The organism is Bradyrhizobium sp. STM 3562 (assembly GCF_045571435.1).
Lineage (GTDB): Bacteria > Pseudomonadota > Alphaproteobacteria > Rhizobiales > Xanthobacteraceae > Bradyrhizobium.
On the sequence record NZ_CP120694.1, the window covers coordinates 8,460,962 to 8,479,314 of the forward strand.

The 18,353-nt window shown below is 63.0% G+C and carries 20 protein-coding genes; 9 read left to right on the forward strand and 11 right to left on the reverse strand.

Going from position 1 to position 18,353, the window contains the following annotated elements; genetic code table 11:
• Positions 1–244 precede the first annotated feature (244 nt).
• The 5 genes from P6U23_RS39075 to P6U23_RS39095 all read left to right on the forward strand — a co-directional run bounded on the left by P6U23_RS39075 (position 245) and on the right by P6U23_RS39095 (position 5,321).
• A complete protein-coding gene (locus P6U23_RS39075) occupies positions 245–496 on the forward strand; it encodes a hypothetical protein (RefSeq protein ID WP_024509655.1) in 252 nt (83 codons plus the stop codon).
• A 408-nt stretch (positions 497–904) separates the two neighbouring features.
• Positions 905–1,702, forward strand: a complete 798-nt coding sequence (gene cpaB, locus P6U23_RS39080) for a Flp pilus assembly protein CpaB (protein WP_407177585.1) — start codon at positions 905–907, stop codon at positions 1,700–1,702.
• A gap of 18 nt (positions 1,703–1,720) precedes the next feature.
• Positions 1,721–3,253, forward strand: a complete 1,533-nt coding sequence (locus P6U23_RS39085) for a type II and III secretion system protein family protein (protein ID WP_407177586.1) — start codon at positions 1,721–1,723, stop codon at positions 3,251–3,253.
• A 38-nt stretch (positions 3,254–3,291) separates the two neighbouring features.
• Entirely contained in the window at positions 3,292–4,032 is a 741-nt protein-coding gene (locus P6U23_RS39090; RefSeq protein ID WP_407177587.1) for a CpaD family pilus assembly protein, read from the forward strand.
• Positions 4,029–5,321, forward strand: coding sequence for a CpaE family protein (locus tag P6U23_RS39095; protein WP_407177588.1), 1,293 nt, complete (start codon positions 4,029–4,031; stop codon positions 5,319–5,321). The genes P6U23_RS39090 and P6U23_RS39095 overlap by 4 nt, the downstream gene beginning before the upstream one ends.
• A 310-nt stretch (positions 5,322–5,631) precedes the next feature.
• Here P6U23_RS39095 and P6U23_RS39100 read toward each other — a convergent pair whose 3' ends face one another.
• The 4 genes from P6U23_RS39100 to P6U23_RS39115 form a co-directional block, all read right to left on the reverse strand.
• On the reverse strand, positions 5,632–5,877 hold the full coding sequence (locus tag P6U23_RS39100; RefSeq protein WP_407177589.1) for a PilZ domain-containing protein: 246 nt from the start codon (positions 5,875–5,877) through the stop codon (positions 5,632–5,634).
• Between the two features lie 249 nt (positions 5,878–6,126).
• Complete coding sequence (locus P6U23_RS39105; RefSeq protein WP_407177590.1) at positions 6,127–6,861, reverse strand: di-trans,poly-cis-decaprenylcistransferase; 735 nt, start codon at positions 6,859–6,861, stop codon at positions 6,127–6,129.
• Between the two features lie 29 nt (positions 6,862–6,890).
• Complete coding sequence (locus P6U23_RS39110; RefSeq protein ID WP_407177591.1) at positions 6,891–7,271, reverse strand: transcriptional regulator; 381 nt, start codon at positions 7,269–7,271, stop codon at positions 6,891–6,893.
• On the reverse strand, positions 7,258–7,875 hold the full coding sequence (locus P6U23_RS39115; RefSeq protein WP_407177592.1) for a hypothetical protein: 618 nt from the start codon (positions 7,873–7,875) through the stop codon (positions 7,258–7,260). The genes P6U23_RS39110 and P6U23_RS39115 overlap by 14 nt, the downstream gene beginning before the upstream one ends.
• Positions 7,876–8,074: 199 nt before the next feature.
• Between P6U23_RS39115 and P6U23_RS39120 the strand changes: the two genes are divergently transcribed.
• On the forward strand, positions 8,075–9,322 hold the full coding sequence (locus tag P6U23_RS39120) for a S1C family serine protease (protein ID WP_407177593.1): 1,248 nt from the start codon (positions 8,075–8,077) through the stop codon (positions 9,320–9,322).
• Positions 9,323–9,408: 86 nt separating this feature from the next.
• Here P6U23_RS39120 and P6U23_RS39125 read toward each other — a convergent pair whose 3' ends face one another.
• Together P6U23_RS39125 and P6U23_RS39130 are read right to left on the reverse strand one after the other, a co-directional pair.
• The gene (locus P6U23_RS39125; protein WP_407177594.1) at positions 9,409–9,642 is read right to left on the reverse strand and encodes a DUF3551 domain-containing protein; all 234 of its coding nucleotides are present in this window, start codon (positions 9,640–9,642) and stop codon (positions 9,409–9,411) included.
• A gap of 73 nt (positions 9,643–9,715) precedes the next feature.
• A complete protein-coding gene (locus tag P6U23_RS39130; protein ID WP_407177595.1) occupies positions 9,716–10,696 on the reverse strand; it encodes a Bug family tripartite tricarboxylate transporter substrate binding protein in 981 nt (326 codons plus the stop codon).
• A gap of 108 nt (positions 10,697–10,804) precedes the next feature.
• Here P6U23_RS39130 and P6U23_RS39135 point away from each other — a divergent pair, with 108 nt between their 5' ends.
• Both P6U23_RS39135 and P6U23_RS39140 read left to right on the forward strand, forming a co-directional pair.
• Positions 10,805–11,224: a VOC family protein gene (locus P6U23_RS39135; protein WP_407177596.1), complete on the forward strand. Its 420-nt coding sequence runs from the start codon at positions 10,805–10,807 to the stop codon at positions 11,222–11,224.
• 201 nt (positions 11,225–11,425) lie between these two features.
• Positions 11,426–13,003 carry an AMP-binding protein gene (locus tag P6U23_RS39140; protein ID WP_407177597.1) on the forward strand — a complete coding sequence of 526 codons (1,578 nt, stop codon included), beginning with the start codon at positions 11,426–11,428 and terminating at the stop codon, positions 13,001–13,003.
• A 106-nt stretch (positions 13,004–13,109) separates the two neighbouring features.
• On the opposite strand, the gene P6U23_RS39145 is transcribed toward P6U23_RS39140, so the two are convergent.
• The 4 genes from P6U23_RS39145 to P6U23_RS39160 all read right to left on the reverse strand — a co-directional run bounded on the left by P6U23_RS39145 (position 13,110) and on the right by P6U23_RS39160 (position 16,492).
• Complete coding sequence (locus P6U23_RS39145; protein ID WP_407177598.1) at positions 13,110–14,207, reverse strand: HD-GYP domain-containing protein; 1,098 nt, start codon at positions 14,205–14,207, stop codon at positions 13,110–13,112.
• Positions 14,208–14,442: 235 nt separating this feature from the next.
• Positions 14,443–15,258 carry a polysaccharide biosynthesis/export family protein gene (locus P6U23_RS39150; RefSeq protein WP_407181730.1) on the reverse strand — a complete coding sequence of 272 codons (816 nt, stop codon included), beginning with the start codon at positions 15,256–15,258 and terminating at the stop codon, positions 14,443–14,445.
• 134 nt (positions 15,259–15,392) lie between these two features.
• Positions 15,393–16,049: a peptide-methionine (S)-S-oxide reductase MsrA gene (gene msrA, locus P6U23_RS39155; protein ID WP_407177599.1), complete on the reverse strand. Its 657-nt coding sequence runs from the start codon at positions 16,047–16,049 to the stop codon at positions 15,393–15,395.
• 125 nt (positions 16,050–16,174) lie between these two features.
• Positions 16,175–16,492: a hypothetical protein gene (locus tag P6U23_RS39160; RefSeq protein ID WP_407177600.1), complete on the reverse strand. Its 318-nt coding sequence runs from the start codon at positions 16,490–16,492 to the stop codon at positions 16,175–16,177.
• Positions 16,493–16,862: 370 nt separating this feature from the next.
• On the opposite strand from P6U23_RS39160, the gene rpsT reads away from it, so the two are divergent.
• The gene (rpsT, locus tag P6U23_RS39165; protein WP_407177601.1) at positions 16,863–17,129 is read left to right on the forward strand and encodes a 30S ribosomal protein S20; all 267 of its coding nucleotides are present in this window, start codon (positions 16,863–16,865) and stop codon (positions 17,127–17,129) included.
• A 31-nt stretch (positions 17,130–17,160) separates the two neighbouring features.
• Here rpsT and P6U23_RS39170 read toward each other — a convergent pair whose 3' ends face one another.
• Positions 17,161–17,556 carry a hypothetical protein gene (locus P6U23_RS39170; protein ID WP_407177602.1) on the reverse strand — a complete coding sequence of 132 codons (396 nt, stop codon included), beginning with the start codon at positions 17,554–17,556 and terminating at the stop codon, positions 17,161–17,163.
• Between the last annotated feature and the right edge of the window lie 797 nt (positions 17,557–18,353).

The window sequence follows — 18,353 nt, forward strand, 5'->3', positions numbered from 1 at the left end:
ACGCGTCATTGCGATGAGCGAAAGCGACAAACCAATCCGGACGCTCGCATATGGCTTTGAATTGCTTCGCTCACGCTCGCAATGACGGAGTGCAACCTTCTGAAAATTGGACCTGATGCCGTCACGACGACGGCAGCCTTGGCGCTCTCCTGGCCGCCACGCAAATCGAATCAAATGCGTCTCTTTCCAGTAAGCCGATGGCACGAGCGGTGGGCTAACAATGGCAGACCCAAGGAGAATCCTCATGCTGCGCGATCTACCTGATCATGGCTTGCCTCTCGTCCAGCTCAAGGAGCAGCGCCGGGAGTTGATTGTCGCCCTTCAGAACCGGACAGGTCCCGTCAGCGGCTGGGAGCTGATGCAGATCGCCGCGATTCAGCAGGCGATCTCCGCGTTCGAGGAAGTCATCGCCGATCTCGATGCGGAGATCGAAACCCCGCATCGCGCGCCCGTCTTGAACAGCATGCATGGCTCCCATCTCAGGGCCTGCGAGTGAGCCGCAAAGCGGGCGCCGAAGACAAGGCTGTAGCGGAGAATTGCGAGAGCGATGGACAGTTCGTGTAAGCCGGAAGATTCGTTGTCGTCGCCCGGGGCGGCGACGCGATCGTTCAGGAGCAACAGAATGGCACAGCGACCACGGCTGTTCGAGCCCGCGCGGATAGAGCCGCCGGCCAGGATCGCTCCGCCGTCACGGCACCACGAGCCCGCCAGATCGGAGTAAGCGGTCCTTCGTCGCTCTCGCGAAGGCACCATGAACGCTTTGTTCACCATGCGCACAGAGGCGCGCGTGGCGCCGGCGAAATCTGGGCAGGTCCCAACCTTGCTTATACTTTTGCTGCCTAATCCTGCGTCGTGAGGCCGGCGCAATCCACTGCGCCGGCGCGTGACACGTAAGTTAAGGCGTATGAATACCGCACGCATCGTCGTCCTGGTTATCGCGCTCGGCGCCGGTGGTGTGGCCGCTTACCTCGCCAGCGGGACCGACAACAAGCCCGCGCCGGCCGCGCCCGTCGCGCAGCTCCAAACCACGGATGTTCTCGTTGCAAAGGCCGATATCGGCCTTGGTCAAACGGTGAAGCCGGACGACTTGCAGTGGCAGACATGGCCTTCGGCAACTGCAAGCGGCGCCTTCATCCGCCGCAGCGATCGTCCTGACGCGACCAAGGAGCTCACCGGCGCGATCGCACGGGCGCCTTTCATCGCGGGCGAACCGATCCGCGAGCAGAAGCTGGTGAAGGCCGATGGCTCCGGATTCATGGCGGCGATCCTGCCGACCGGGATGCGCGCAGTCTCGACCGAAATTTCCCCTGAGAGCGGCGCCGGCGGATTCATCCTGCCGAACGACCGCGTCGACGTCATCGTCACCAAGCACCTCAAGAACCCCAGCGACGACGCCGGCGCCATGCCGGACATCGTCGTCTCCAAGATCATCCTGACCAATATCCGCGTGCTCGCCATCGATCAGGCGCCGAAGGAGAAAGAGGGTCAGAACGCGGTCATCGGCAAGACCGTCACGCTCGAATTAAAGCCCGACCAGGCCATGACGCTCGCCATGGAGCGCCAGGCCGGAACGCTGTCGTTGGCGCTGCGCAGCATCGCCGACGCCAATGCGGTCGAGATCACCGACGACCAGCAAACCTACCGACAGAACGTCCAGATCGTGCGCCACGGCACCCCGAGCCAGGCCACGGCACAGAGGTGACAGAAAGGAAGCCTGGAAATGAAGTGCAGGGGGCATCAACGGGCGTTCCGCGCCTTGCTGCTTGGCGCGGTTTCGCTGGCGGTCATCGCTGTCGGCCCAGCGCTCACGCCCGCAGCCGCCGCCGAGGATCACCCGGGGGCAGCGACCGCATCTGAAACAGCTTCCGCCGCGTCGACCATAGCGGCGCCCGCGACCACATCTTCGGCAAAGACTGTTGCCGCGCCGATCTCGGTGCGGACACGCTTCGTTTCGCTCGGCATCGGCAAATCCGTCGTCGTCGACCTGCCGCGCGAGGCCAAGGACGTGCTGGTCGCCGACCCCAAGATCGCCAATGCCGTGGTGCGTTCGGCGCAGCGCGCCTTCATCATCGGCGTCGGTGTCGGACAGACCAATGTCGTCTTCTTCGACGGCGACGGCCAGCAGATCGGCTCGTACGACATTGCGGTCAAGCGCGACCTGAACGGCGTGCGCGCCGCGCTACAACAGAGCATTCCGGGCGTGCAGATCGAAGGCGTCGGCGACGGCGTGCTGCTCACCGGATCGGTGTCCTCGCCGGTGGAAGCGCAGCAGGCCGGCGACATCGCCGCGCGCCTGGTCGGCGGTGCGGACAAGGTCGTCAACAGCATCGTCGTGCGCGGCCGCGACCAGGTGATGTTGAAGGTCCATGTCGCGGAGGTCCGGCGCGATATCGTCAAGCAGATGGGCATCGACCTCTCCGCCAGCATGAATTACGGCACAGCGGTCGTGAACTTCAACAACGCCAACCCGTTCACGGCCAATAACGGCCCGCTTGTCTCCGGCAATTCCTTCAGTGCCTCGTCGGTCGTGAAGGGCCTGCCCACCTTCACCGCCACCATGCGCGCGATGGAGAGTGCGGGAGTGATGCGAACGCTCGCCGAACCCAATCTGACCGCGATCTCGGGAGAGTCCGCGACATTCATCGCCGGCGGCGAATTCCCGGTCCCCGCCGGCTATTCCTGCGATCCGACCACGCATGTCTGCACCACCCAGATCTCCTACAAGAAGTTCGGCATCTCGCTGAACTTCACGCCGGTCGTGCTTTCGGAAGGGCGGATCAGCCTGCGCGTCATGACCGAAGTGTCGGAGCTGTCCAATGACCACGCGATCACTGTGTCCCAGGCGCTCAGCTCGACCTCGACCGATTCGATCACCGTTCCCTCGATCCGCACCCGTCGCGCCGAGACGACGCTGGAAATTCCGTCCGGCGGCTCGATGGCGATGGCGGGCTTGATTCAGGAACAGACCAAGCGTGCGATCAACGGCCTGCCCGGTCTCGACCAGCTTCCGGTGCTCGGCGCCCTGTTCCGCAGCCAGGACTACGTGAACGACGAGACCGAGCTCGTCGTCCTGGTGACGCCCTATGTGGTGCGCGCGGTGGCCGAGAAGGAAATCGCGCGGCCCGATGACGGATTCGTGCCAGCCTCCGATTCGGAATCGGCACTGCTGGCGCAGATCAGCCGCATCTACGGCGTCGCCGCCCATGTGCCGGTCGCAAGCTGCAAATGCGGCATCGGTTTCATCATCGATTGAGGCGGGGCGCGACAGCGCGGGGCGAGGGGGAACACTCAATGGGCAACACAACCGCGACGGCGCGCTACCGAAGGCTACTGCTGCCGGGCATATTTGCCGGCCTTACGCTTGCACTTGGCGCCTGCACCTATACCGGCGAGCAGATCGTCACGGGAGAGATTCCCGAGGATGTCCGTCAGCGCCATCCGATCGCGATCGAAGAAGGTCAGCATTCGATGATGATCTTCGTCGGCCATGGCCGCGGCGGCTTGACGGCGGAGCAGCGCAACGACGTGGCGGGGCTGGCGCGCAACTGGATTCGCGAAGGCACCGGCGCAATCGTGGCCGATGTGCCGGTGGACACGCCGAACGCGCGCGCCGCAGCTTCGGCCTATCACGAAGTCCGATCGATCCTGCTCGCGCGCGGTGTGCCGGCGCACGGTCTTGTCCTGCACCATTATCATCCGGACGACCCGCGCTTCTTCGCCAACATCCGCCTGACCTATCCAAAGATCAAGGCGGTCGCCGGTCCTTGCGGCGTGTGGCCGGAAGATCTCGGCCCCTCGGGGCTGAATCCCAGCTACAACGACAACAAGCCCTATTACAATTTTGGCTGCGCCACCCAGCATAACCTCGCCGCGATGATCGACAATCCGGCGGATCTCGAGCAACCGCGATCGGAGACGGCCGCCTACACGGCGCGACGCAGCGAAGCGTTCGAGAAATATCGCAAGGGCGAGCCGACCACGACCACCTATCCCGAGGCCGACAGGGCCAAACTCAGCGATACCGGCAAATGATCAGGTCCGCGCCTCATACGTCTGATGATGCCGCCGACGGCGCCGCGCCGTCCGCGGACGACTATATCGCGCCGGTGCCGCGCATCTCCGTGCAAGCCTTCTGCGAAACCGAGGCGAGCAACGAAATCGTGAAGGCGGCGGGGCAAGACCGCCGCCTCGCCAAGGCGCATCTCACCGTGAAGATGGGTGGCGTCGCGGCCGCGATCGATGCCTATAGCGCCATGCCGACCCCCAACGTGATCGTGCTGGAGTCGGACGGCGCCGGCAATATTCTTGCAGGCCTCGACCAGCTTGCCAGCGTCTGCGATCCCGGAACGCGCGTGGTCGTGATCGGCAGCGTGAACGACGAAGTGCCTTATCGCGAACTGGTGCGCCGCGGCGTCAACGATTACATCATCGGCCCGGTCGAGGTTCTCGACGTCGTGCGCGCGATCTGCAGCCTGTTCTCGGCTTCGGAAGCCGTCGTGACCGGGCGCATCATCGCCGTCATCGGTGCAAAGGGCGGCGTCGGCGCATCCACCGTCGCGCACAATCTGGCCTGGACCATCGCGCGCGACCTGGCGCTGGATTCGGTGGTGATCGATCTCGACCTCGCTTTCGGCACGGCGAGCCTGGACTACAATCAGGATCCGCTGCAGGGCATTGCCAATGCGGTGTTCCAGCCTGAACGGCCCGACACCGCGCTTATGGAACGGCTGCTGGCGAAATGCTCCGAACGTCTCAGCCTGCTCGCCGCGCCGGCGGCGCTCGATCGGGTCTACGATTTCGGCGAGGAAGCGTTCGACGCGATCTTCGATACGCTGCGCATGACGACGCCCTGCATCGTGCTCGACATGCCGCACCAATGGTCCGCCTGGACCAGGCGCACGCTGGTGAGCGCGGATGACATCCTGATCGTGGCCGAGCCGGATCTCGCCAATTTGCGCAACACCAAAAACCTGATGAGCGTGCTGAAAGCGGCGCGGCCGAACGACCGGCCGCCGCTGTACTGCATCAACCAAGTCGGCATGCACAAGCGGCCGGAGATCGACGTCAAGAGTTTTGCCAAGGCGGTCGAAAGCGCGCCGGTGGCGGCGATCCCGTTCGATTCCAAGATGTTCGGTACTGCCGCCAATAACGGACAGATGATCGCCGAACTCTCCGCAAACCACCGCGCCTCGCAGATATTCCAAGAGATCGCGCGGCACCTCACCGGCCGCATCGAGCCGAAGAAGCAGCGGCGCTCGCTGCTGTCGCCGATCGTCGACAAGCTGCGCGGCAAGGCCAAGCGATCCGCCGGCGTCCGGTAGCCGCTCGAACATGGCGCGCGGCAGATGCCGCGCCGTCCCCTGCCCGCTTAATGCAGGATGCGCCTCTCAAGAGACCAGCGCTGCCGCTAGGGCAGTCGCCGAGTTGAGGGAATCAAGCGGACACGCACCAACCCCTGGCGCCATGGCGAGCGCAATGACGGGCTTGGAAGGCGTCCCGGCCGGCTCTGCAAGTCGATCGGTAGATGCCGATAGAGCATGATCCGGAAAAGTGTGAAGCGGTTTTCCGAAAAGACCATGCTCAAACAAGAATCTAAAGCGCGATGACGATTCGACCTAATCCCATCGCGCTTTAGTCGATGAACTCGGCGCCGAACTCGCAACCGATCCGCCACACCAGGCGGCACTGCCGCGCGTAGTCGGTGGAGAAGATGATGGTGAATTGCGGCGGGATCTCGAGATATTCGGCAACCACCTTAACGCCGCCATCCGATATGTCGGTGATCGTGCAGTCACGCGGCAGCGAACCGGCACCGGTCTGAATTTTTGCAATCCGTCTGCACAGGCGACGTTCGCTTCTGCGTCGATTAGCCAGCATTTTTCCTAACTGTCCCAACTCGGTAGAGAGAGTACATCCGTCCCTGCCGATTTATCGAACAGCCGTTAGAATGTCCCTAGCCTGATAGATCGGAGTCTTTGCATTCCCTTTCAGGTCTGTTTACCCATCGCTCGGACCAACGGCCCCGCGGCTTGAGAACGCGTCGTGGCCGCAGGCTCGCGATCGACCGACACGGCCGCCGGGAGTTCTCAAGTTCGGGCAATGGCTCACCTCTCGGGGCGCGGTGGTTCACAGACTCGGTGCGGGCTCGAGCGGCAGCGCTTTCAGGCCGCCGAAGCGGCGTTCGCGGCGGTTGAAGGAGGCAAGCGCCTCGGCGAGATCGTCGGCGTCGAATTCGGGCCACATCCGCTCGGTGAAATGCAATTCCGCATAAGCGCCCTCCCAGAGCAGGAAATCCGACAGCCGCTTCTCGCCACTGGTGCGGATGATGAGGTCGACGTCACGCAAGCCGGGCTCGCCGGTGACGAGCTGCGAAAACAATTCGCGGGTCGGCTCTGTGATGCCGGCAAGCTTTGTCGCCGCGTGGAGGATGGCATCGCGCGCCGAATAATCCACCGCGATGCGCAAATGCAGCACCTCGCCCCTCGCGGTTGCGGTCTCCGCGCGCGCGATCGCGTCCGCAATTCCGTCGGGCAGGCGATCACGCCGTCCGATCACGGTGAGCCGCACGCCGTTCTTGACCAGGCTCTGCACCTCATTGGCGAGATAAAAGCGCAACAATCCCATGAGGCCCACGACCTCCGCCCGGGGTCGGCGCCAATTGTCGGTCGAAAAGGCATAGAGCGTCAGCGTGCCCACACCCTGATCGGGCGCCGCTTCGACGACGCGACGGATCGCCTCGACGCCGGCCTCGTGCCCGCGCAGGCGCGACAGACCGCGCCGCGTCGCCCATCGGCCGTTGCCGTCCATGATGATGCCGACATGCAGCTTGTCCATGGGTTTGGATGAGAGACTACTTTGCATTACAAAGCTCCCCTGCAAAAAAATTGAAATCAGGTCGGCAGGATGCCGAGCCGGGACAGCGTCGACGCCTCCTTGCCGGCGGCCTTCGCAGCGTCGCGCACCAGACCTTCGAGAACGGCGAGATAATCGAGAAAGCGGCGGCGCCCGGCCTTGGTGAGGCGGCAGGAGGTATGCGGACGGTTGCCCTCATAACCTTTGGTGACCTCGACCAACCCCGCCTCCTGCAGCACCTGCAGATGGCGGGACAGATTGCCGTCCGTCAAGCCGCAGAGCTGCTTGAGATCGGCAAAGGCGAGGCCCTTGGGATGGGCCATCAGCGAGGTCATCAGGCCAAGCCGCGCCTTTTCATGGATCACCCGGTCGAGTCCGTCATAGGCAAACGGCGCGTGGTTGGCGTCAGCCTTCGGCATCGGTTTCCCCGGAAGCAAAGTACAAAATGGCCGCCATCAGCCACTGTCCGATGACGAAGGGCAGGCCCATCGTCCACGGCGACAGCGCGTGGTTTTGGCTCGCCAGCACCAGGACGACGAAACCCGCGGCGAAATACCAGCCGCCCGCGAAGGCGACGGTCCGCGGCAGGGAGCGGACGGATGCGAAGACGCCGAGACTCACCAGCACCTGCCACAGACCCGGGAGCATCCACAGCGCCTCCGGCGCGAACTTTCCCAGGACGACCGCGAGCAGCACGCCCGCGATTCCCGACGGAAGAAACTGCTCGAGCGCCTGATGAATCATTGCATCCGCAAGGCCCGAATGATGCCTGCGCGAGCGCGCCTGCATTTCGATCCAGATCATCAGCGCCGATAGCGCCGCCGCGGCGGCCCAGCCGAACAGAAACGTGAGCGGATGGCCGGTCGGATCGTCGAGCCAGAGATATTGCAGGATCGCCGTCAGCAACGCCACGCCGCCGGTAACGGCAATGGCGGCCGGACCATAGCCTCGGAACGCGGTGCCTGCCGCAATCTGGCTGCGGATCGTGATGATGTCGGCCAGCGCCTTGTCGAGATCGCGCATCGCTCACCCCACTTTGCATTGCAAAGCATACGGAATCGCAAAGTTAAAGGCAAGCCGCCGTTTGCGGCGAATGGAGACTATTCGCGGACCGCGAACATGCGAGCTTGCCGGCAGGCCCAATGCTACTCCAGATTGCTTCGGGCGCAACTCGCACATAGAATGTTCCGGCAAAAGACTTGGGGCGTGCTGGGGCCGTTATATGCCGAGAAAGTTGTTGCTTGCCTGTTCACTACAAGTTGCGATCGCGTCTTCCGCAATAGCCGCCGGACCATTCGGGTCGATCCATGTCGGGAACTGGATCGGCGGCGCCTTCAGCGACGACAGCACGGGCGCCTTCTCGCACTGCGCGGCGACGACGTCTTATGCCAGCGGGGTGAGCCTCGTGGTCGGCCAGAACGCCGCCAATGCCTGGCTGCTCAGCTTCGCGAGTCCCGACTTCCACTTGAACAAGGGCGAAACGCTGCCGATCGACGTCACCTTCGATGGTCAGGCCGGAGCACGGCTGTTTGCGACGGCGAATTCGAACATCATGCTGACGGCGATTCTGCCGCCCAACGTCGCGCGTGCCTTTCAGCGGGCCAGCCTCATGGTCGCCCAGGCGGGAAAGACAACGCTGCAATTCAACCTGACCTCGACCGGCCCCCTGCTCAACGTCATTGCGACCTGCGTCACCAGGGTCAAAGCACAAGGGCTGAACAGCGCGGGTGATTTCGCTAAACTTGCTGCGCCAAAATCGGCCTCGGCGAGCGATGCGCCCAACACTACGGGGGCGCCGAAGACATCGAAAACCATAAGTAAAAGCGGCACCGGCTTCGTGATCAGTGCCAGCGGTCACATTGTCACCAATCACCATGTCGTCGATGGCTGCACCGATATTCGCGGCAATCTCAGCGGCCAGCCGGCAACGGAGCTGCGCGTGGTCTCCAGCGACGCGAGAAACGATCTTGCGCTGCTGCAGGGGCCGACCAGCTCGTTCAAGGACTTTGCCAGGATCCGCGATCGCTCGATTCGCTCCGGCGACTCCGTGGTTGCGATCGGCTATCCCTTTCATGGCCTGCTGACATCGGATTTCACGGTTACTACTGGGATTGTGAGTTCGCTCAGTGGCATTCTAAACGACACGCGCTATCTTCAGATCAGCGCCGCGGTTCAGCCTGGCAACAGCGGGGGCCCGCTGTTCGATACCAACGGCCTGATCGTAGGCGTGGTCACGGGGAAGCTTGACGCCGTGACGATGGTCCAGGCCACCGGCAGCATTCCCGAAAACATCAATTTCGCCATCAAGACCGGCGCGATCCGCGACTTCCTCGACAACAGCGTCGTACCCTATGAGACAGCCGAGCCCAAGGGCGAGCTCAAGACTCCCGAGATTGCGGATAAGGCCCGCGCCTACACGCTGCTGATCACCTGCACCGGCGGCAAGCAGCCGGTCGAGGCGAAACGATAAGTTACTCGGCTTAAGCCTGCCGCGGATCAAAGTCCGCGGCGAGCAGTTCACCATTGCGGGTAGGGCGCGCGATAAGGCGGCGGACCCTAGCGTGCACGGTCGAAGGCGACGCGCGGATTGATGCCGCAATAGACGTTGCGGCCCGACGCGCTCGCCATGCACTGCTCATACGTCTGGTAGGAGCACTCGCCGGGGTAGCCCCAGTCGCGACCCTGGATACACCAGGGATAATCATAGGCGGCCCTCGCGGGTGCCGGGTCTAACAAGGTCCCAAAACCCGCCGCGAGCACCGTCATGACGGCAAAACCGAATTTGCGCATGATCCGTTTCCTCCGCGCTGGTGGGAACGATACGTCGCGTGCGATCCTATCAGATCGGCGGCGGTTCCGGCGTTCACTCCACCTTGAGCCCGGCAAATTCGACCACTTTCCTCCACTTCTCGGTCTCGGCCTTGATCTGCTCGCCAAAGGCATCCGGCGACTGGATCAGCGGCTCGCCACCGAGCTCGACCAGACGCTTGCGCATGTCGGGTTCGGCCAGAATCGCATTGATCGCGGTGTTGAGCTTGGCAATGACGTCCTTCGGCGTGTTCTTCGGCACGCCCATGCCGAACAGCGCGCTCGCCTCATAGCCTGAAACGGTTTCCGCGATGGCCTGCACGTCGGGCAATTGCGCCGACCGCTCCGCCGTCGTCACGCCAAGCGCGCGCAGCGCGCCCGAGCGGATATGCTGGATGATGGAAGGCATGTTGTCGAAGATCACCTGCACCTGGCCGCCCAACATGTCGGTGATCGCCGGTGCCGCGCCGCGATAAGGCACGTGCTGCATCTTGGTGCCGGTCATCGCCATGAACATTTCCCCCGACAGATGCACGGAGGTGCCGTTACCCGAGGAGGCCATGTTGATCTTGCCGGGATTGTCCTTCAGATAGGCGATGAATTCGGCGACATTCTTGGCCGGCACGTCCTTGTTGACCGTCATCACGTTCGGCACACGGTTGAAGGACGCCACCGCGGCGATATCGCGGACGAAATTGAACTTGAGATTGGCGTAGAGCGTCGCGTTGATGTAGTTCGCGGGATTGACCAGCAGCACCGTGTAGCCGTCGCCTTCCGCGTTCACCACTGCCTCGGTGGCGATGTTGTTCCCCGCGCCCGGCTTGTTCTCGATCACGAATTGCTGGCCGAGCCTTTCCGACAGCCGCTGCCCAACCAGCCGCGCGAGGATGTCGGTGGCGCCGCCCGGGGGATAGCCCACCACGAAGCGAACCGGCCGGGTCGGATATTCCAGCGCCGCTGCTCCGCGCCTTGTCGAGGCCACCAGTGCCGGCAGGCCGATGGAAAAGGCTCCGATCGCATCGCGGCGTGAAAGCATCGCATGTCTCCCCTGTTTGTTGTCGTTGAATCAAAGGCGGCTGGCGTTGTAACAAACAGGCTGGCCTGCGGCCAGTGCGCCCAAGGCGGCGCGACGAAAGGATAGGCCATGTCAGTGACAGTCCATGCGCTCGATCACCTCGTGATCAATGTGGCCGACGTCGCGCGCTCGGCCGCGTGGTACCAGAAAATCCTCGGCATGGAGGTGAAGATGTTCGATCCCGGCGAGGGCAAGCCGAAACGGGCGTCACTGGTGTTTGGCGATCAGAAGATCAATGTGCGGCCTAAGGACGCAGACAAGGTCGAGTGGTTCACCGCCGACCACGAGACGCCGGGCAGCGAGGATTTGTGCTTTCTCACGACGAGCAGCCCGGAGGAGGTCGTCGCGCATCTCAAGGCCAATGGCGTTGCCATCGAGGAGGGGCCGGTGGCTAGGCAAGGCGCGCGCGGCACGTTGCGCTCGGTCTATTGCCGCGATCCCGACGGCAGTCTGATCGAGATTTCATCCTATGCGGATGGAGCCGGTTAGCACACCCGACGACACACCAAGGGCTCGTCATGCCCGGGCTTTGTTCCGGGTCCACGTCCCATCGGATCCGCAGCGCGACGTGGATGGCCGGGTCAAGCTCGGTCATGACCGCGGAGAAGGCGTAGCGTTTGCGCAGCGCCTTATCCGGTGGCAGAACACTCCTACGAAAACGCAGCCAGCAAAGGCTGCGCGGGAGGAAGCATGGCGAATTCTCAGGCGGCACCGGGCGTGGTCGGCCCGTTCGCGGGGCTGGACGTGCCCTGGCTACTCAAGATGCGCAGCGAGAACCGTCGCGAACACCCATTCCTGATCTGGGCGCCGTTCGATGCTCCGGCGCGCGAATGGTCCTATGGCGAATTTCACGAGCGGGTCGGCGCGCTGGCCGCGGGGCTCGTCAAGCGCGGCATCAAACCCGGCGATTTCGTGCTGATCCATCTGGATAATTGCATCGAGGCGATGCTGGCCTGGTTTGCCTGCGCCGAGCTCGGAGCCATCGCGGTGACCACCAACACCCGCTCGGCCGGCGCCGAGATGGAGTATTTTGCGACTCATTGCGGCGCGGCCGCCGCGATCACCCAACCCGCTTATGCCGAGATGATCGCGGCCCATTGCGGGGATCTGCGCTGGATGGCCGTGATTTCGCACGACGCCGGCGGCGCGCCGTCGCACGTTGCACCGCGCGAAAATTCCTTCGAGGCGCTGTTCGGCGACAGCACGGACAGGCCGCGTCGCACCGCCGATCCGGCGGCGCCGTGCAGCGTCCAGTATACGTCCGGCACGACCTCACGGCCGAAAGCGGTGCTATGGACCCATGCCAATGCGCTCTGGGGCGCCAAGGTCAATGCCGCGCATGAGGACCTGCATGCGAGCGACGTGCACCAGATTTACTTGCCGCTGTTTCACACCAATGCGCTGGCCTACTCCATGCTGGCGACGTTATGGGTGGGCGGCTCCTGCGTGATCCAGCCGCGCTTTTCGGCAAGCCGGTTCTGGCGCGTCGCCAAACAGCATGGCTGCACCTGGGCCTCGACGATTCCTTTCTGCATGAAGGCCCTGCTCGAGCACGAGATTCCCGATCACAAATTCCGTCTCTGGGGCACGGCGGTCTGCGAACCGCCGGCCTTTGCCGCTTTCGGTGTCAAGATCATCGGCTGGTGGGGCATGACCGAGACCATCACCCACGGCATTGTCGGCGAGATCGATCAGCCCAACGCGCCGATGTCGATGGGCCGCGCGGCCACGGAATACTCCATCCGCGTCACCGATGACGACGGCCGGCCCACGGAGGTTGGCGGCACCGGCAATCTCTCCATCAAGGGCGTGCCCGGGCTCTCCCTGTTCAAGGAATATCTCTACAACGAGAAAGCCACGCGCGAGAGCTTTGACGAGCACGGCTATTTTGTCACCGGCGATCGCGTCACTCTTCTGGAGGACGGCTTCATCAGGTTCGGCGACCGCGCCAAGGACATGCTGAAGGTCGGCGGCGAGAATGTCGCGGCCTCCGAAATCGAACAGGTCATCGCGCTCGTTCCCGGCGTGCGCGAGGCCGCGGTGGTGGCCAAGAAGCATCCGATGCTCGAGGAGGTGCCGGTCGTCTTCATCATTCCCCAAAGCGGCGTCGAAAAGCTGCCGCAGGACCTGCATGCCAACATCATGGCGGCCTGTCGCAGCGCGCTTGCCGATTTCAAGCAGCCGCGCGAGATCCGCTTTGTCGACGATCTGCCCCGCTCGACGCTGGAGAAAGTGGCGAAAGCGGAACTGAGGAAGCTGTTGGATTAGCCGTCGTCATTCCGGGGCGATGCGATGGCATAGAACCCGGAATCTCGCGCCACAACCTCTGGATTCCGGGTTCGCTCGCTTTGCGAGCGCCCCGGAATGACGGGTGTCAATACGCCCCGAATGCCACCGGTCGAAACGCCTGCAGCAGTTGCTGGTCGAGCTTGCCGCCCATGTTCTCCATCACGGAGAAGGCGCGGGCATAGGTGAAGGGCATACGATAGGCGCGCTGCTCCACCAGCGCGGTGTAAATATCGACGATGGTGGTCAGCCGCACGATGTCGCTGATTTCCTCGCCGCGCAGGCCGTTGGGATAGCCGCTGCCGTCCAACAGCTCGTGATGATGCAGCACCACATCGAGCATTTCGCGCGGGAAGCCACCCTGGTTCGCGAGGGCCTCATAGCCGCGGCGCGGATGCTGGCGGATCTCGATGATCTCCTCTTCCGTCAGCTTGCCCGGCTTGTCCAGGATGGCGACGGGAATGAAGGCCTTGCCGACGTCGTGCAGCAGCGCCGCTCGGGTCAGGCGGCGCTGATCGTCCTCGCGCATGCCAAGATGCTGCGCGAATGCCACCGCAAAGCCGGTGACGAACAGGCAATGGCGGTAAGTGCCGGTGTGATGGCAGCCCACCGTGGTCAGCCATTCCCGCAACGACGAGTGCTTGATGGCTCTCAGAATCTTGGTTTCGGACTCGAGCACGTCGTCGAAACTCAAGGGCACGCCGGCCGGCAGCCGTTCGAAGATCTTTGCGATCACCGCATGGGCGGCAGCAATGCCGCGATTCAACATCTTGCCGCGGTCGGTCGCGTCGAAGTCGTCGCTGTCGGGGAACGCGCTGCGGATCCGCTGCAGGATGTCGTTGGCCTTGAACGGCCGCGCGATGGTATCGGTCGCGCCCAGCGCCCAGGCCTGCATCGCGGCGTGGTGCAAGGCATCGGAGAGAACGAACAGCCGCGGCATCGAGCGGTACGCCTCGCCACGCAGCTTGTTGCGCACGCGCTGCACGGCCTCAGCCGAGCGCAGATTGATGTCGACGACAATGCCGGAGATGTGACTCGCAGGCCGCTCGGGGATATCAGACGTCGAGATGGTGTCGACCTCGCCGACCGACTGCAGGATATGGGCAAGCTCACTGCTCCGGTCGACGTGATCCGATGCAAGCAGGAAGCACCGCTTGAACGAGGACTGTTTGGCAAGGGCTGTCATTGATCCCCCAAGGGGCTGGTTGGCGATGACAGCAAAACCTTACCGGGCAATGCGTTCCGCGTGCCTTAATAGGAATGATGAAGGCGGGCCTCACGCCACCGTTACAATTTTAGGCACCGTCGTTCCGGGTCGATGCCTCGGCACCGCACCAGCAATCCCGAGATTCTCAGATGTGCAATTGCACATCAGAGTTCGCCCGCTTACGTGCGCGGGGCGGAATGACAGTGCAAAAAAATTAGAACCAGCGCTCGCCGACCTGGACCGTGTCGCCAGGCGAAACGGGCGTTCCGAGCGGCACCGCGTAGCGCGCGGTGCCGGATGCGTCGGTGTGGGTCAGCGTGACCTCATCGCGCTTGGCGCGCGGTGAAAATCCGCCGGCGATGGCGACCGCGCTCTCGACAGTCATATTGGGCACGTAAGGGTATTGTCCGGGAGCCGCGACTTCGCCCAGGATGAAGAACGGGCGGTAGGATTCGATCTCCACGGCCACGGACGGCTCGCGAAGATAGCCGTTGCGCAATTTGGCGGTGATGGCGGAAGCGAGTTCAGCAGGGGTGCGGCCGCGCGCGCTGACGGCACCGATCAGCGGCATGGTGATGGAGCCGCCGGCATCGATCGCATAGGTGTTGGTGAGACCGTCCTGGCCATAGACCACGACGCGGAGCTTGTCGCCCGCATCGAGCCGATAGGCCGTGTCGTAACGCGTCGGCATTGGCGCGGCCGCATAGGCGTCATAGGCCGACGGCTGCGCGGAAGCGGGCGGCGACGACTGGGCGGGAGGCGGCGTGTATGCGGGCTGCGAGGAATAGGCAGGCGGCGCCGAATAGGTCGGACGGGGCGCGGCGGCAAAGGCCCTGCGCAGGGCCGCGATCGCACCGCCGGAATCGGCGGCAGAGGGCGGTGCGGCAGCATAGCGGTTGTAGCCCTCATGAGGCTGGCCGTAGGCCATGTAGTCGAGATCGTTGCGCGCCTGGGCGACCGCGACGGGGGCAGCGGTCGTCAGGCCGAGAGCGAACGTGGCGGCAATGATCGGAAATCGGAACGCGTGCACGACCTGCACCTTAAGCCATCCCAAAGCGGAGACGGCTTAAGTCATGCACCGGTTATGGTTAACAAACGGTTTTCACGACAATGCCGGCGGTGCGTGTCTCGCGCGAGGCGAAAGCACGCACCAGCACGGCACCGTCAGGCGCTGACGCCTGTGCCGATCGGGCACGACACGCCGGTGCCGCCGAGCCCGCAATAGCCGGCCGGATTCTTGGCGAGATATTGCTGATGATAATCTTCGGCGAAATAGAATTCGCCGGCGGGTGCGATCTCGGTGGTGATCGCACCGAGGCCTTTTGCCGACAGTGCGCCTTGGTAGGCCGCCTTCGAAGCTTCCGCAGCTTTGCGCTGCGCGTCGTCGAAAGTGTAGATCGCGCTGCGATACTGGGTGCCGATGTCGTTGCCTTGGCGCATGCCCTGCGTCGGATCGTGGCTCTCCCAGAACGTCTTCAGAAGCTGCTCGTAGGAGATCTTCTTGGGATCGAACACCACCAGCACCACTTCGGCGTGGCCGGTGCGGCCCGAACAGACTTCTTCATAGGTCGGGTTCGGCGTATAGCCGCCAGCATAGCCGACCGCGGTCACATGGACGCCATCACCAAGCTCCCAGAACTTGCGCTCCGCGCCCCAGAAGCAGCCAAGTCCGAACATCGCCTGTTCAAGGCCCGCCGGATAAGGCGGCTTCAGACGTTCGCCGTTGACGAAATGAGTGGTCGCGGTCGGGATCGCTGCGGCACGGCCCGGCAGCGCCTCGGCTGCGCTTGGCAATGCTGTGGTCTTGCGCATGAACAACATGGATCTTCTCCGGGGCGAGACATCGGCTGGGCTCGGGGGCCTCAGCCGCGAACTCGTGACGAGCTCGTTGCATCCGTCATATATGTCCTTACGCCGCGCCGGGCAGTCCCGTTACGGGCGGCGTGTCAATCCCGCGCATAGCCGATCAGCGGCTTGCGCGGCCGGAACAGCAGCAAAAGCAAGATACCAAGCACGCCGAGCACGGCAAACACCGGCTGGTCCAGCACAAGCTTGACGACGCTGGTCCAGAGCCAGGGCGCCTTGCTCTCCACCCAGGCCCGGAACGCCTGCTGGCTGGACTGGTTGATGTCGTTCCAGAACTGGCCGAACTGGGTAAACCGCAATGACTGGTCGGCGACCCAGCGCGCCCCGTCATAGACCAGGAAGACGAACCCGCAGGCCAGCAGCAACAGCCCTATCAGTCGGAAAAAGCCGCGGATCATGCTTCACCTATGCCTCTGGCCCGCCGTTCGGGAGCCGTCCCAGCCATTACCGGGCCATTGGCGGAAATTCAACCTCATCAGTCACTTATCGCCGTCTTACGGCGCCATCCGGCCGGTTTCCGGGGGCCTGAAAGCGTTGACCTTACCGGAGGCGCCCTCTATAAGGGGCGCCAATGGCGGCGGGCGCAATCCCGCCGCCGCTGTTCTTTGGGCAGCGCCGGCCTCCCTTGAAGCGTTTCGGCTTCGGCAACGGCATTCTCAAAGACACGTGTTTTAGGAAAAACCAGCAGCGTCGATCACGCGGTTCAAGCGGCCGGCGCGCTCATGTCACGATCAAGAGCGAACAGTCACCGCAAGGATATTTGAGACCATGGCCAACACCACTTCCGCCAAGAAAGCGACGCGCAAGATCGCCCGCCGCACCGCGATCAACAAGTCGCGTCGCACGCAGATGCGCGGCGCCGTTCGTCGCGTCGAGGACGCGATCAAGCGCGGCGACCGTGATGCAGCGCTGCAGGCGATGTCGCGCGCCGAACCCGAGTTGATGCGCGCCGCGCAACGTCACATCATTCATAAGAACAACGCGAGCCGCAAGGTCTCGCGGCTCACGCAGCAGATCGCGAAGCTCGGCAAGTGAGTCAATCGCACGCGTGAGCTGATCGAGAAGCTCAGTTCTCAAACAGCCCGGCATCGCCGGGCTGTTTGTTTTTTGTATCGCGTTTGCGGATGCCGCTTGTGAGCGATGCATCGTTGCGTTCGTCCACGCTTTGACTTGATGCATTTTTGACTTGATGCATTTTTGCCGCACCTGAAACAAATGCGCGCGTTGCAAGAAATGCCTGCGCCAAGCCATCAAAATGGAAGAGCACGTGACGCATTTCGCGGCTGCAGCGTGCGGGAGTTACCCTCCTAAAAGAGACTCGAAAATCATTGTTTCGATAATCACTTATCCCCATAGCGAGAGGAAGCATTTGGAAAAATCGCTTGGACGGCTCTTGCTTGAAGGATTTGTAAATTTTTTTTTGCAGCACATCGCAATTTGTGACGGCGCCGTTTGCGCGCACGATTTTGTGCGGTGATTCAAAAACTTGCTTTCGAGTCTCCGGCTCCGCGCGCGGGCGCGTTAACCGTTGAATAGGATTTGGGTGCTCCGATGTTGAATCAAATGCGTTGCGGGCGGCCGCGCATCGTGTATTTCTAAATTGCTCGCGGCGCCCACGATCTTGAGACCAGCGCGGTTTTAGAAACGGGGCGGACGTGCAAATCGGCGGCGGTGTGCGCGTTGGCGACGCTTTCCAAGCGATTGTCGAATCGAGGCCTATAGCGATATGGGCAACGATATCGCTGTGTCGAAATTTCTCTGGCGGGGTCTTCGTGCCTCGTTCGCTTCAACAAGAGAGATACGACACCGGCAAGAGCGGGAAGCCAACCCGGGCGGGTGGTAGTTTGGACGGGCTGAGCGAACTGGCATAGCGGCTGAGCGATTGAGTTCGGACGCAGTCGATTTTGGACACACGTGGGATGACAGCTTGCCGCGAGCGATCGCGGCGGGACGGGGAGGTTGCATGCTTTACGGAGATCACACTCTATTTGCTCGAATGGCAATTGCCGCTAACAAGATTTTCCACCTCGCCGCCGAAACTGTGCGGCCTCTGACGCCGGCCCCGGCCACCCCTTCGAGTACTTGCTGACCTCGCGGAACGTTTCCGCTCCTTGCCATCGCTGATCTGACGCGGCGCTTGTCGCCGGACGGTTGAGCTGTCTCTGGAGCGGAATGGTCCGCTTGAGGTCACGCTGCGGCAGGCTCCCTGCACGGCGTTTCATCATTAGAACATCACTGGGTCGGAAGAGCTTTCAGACA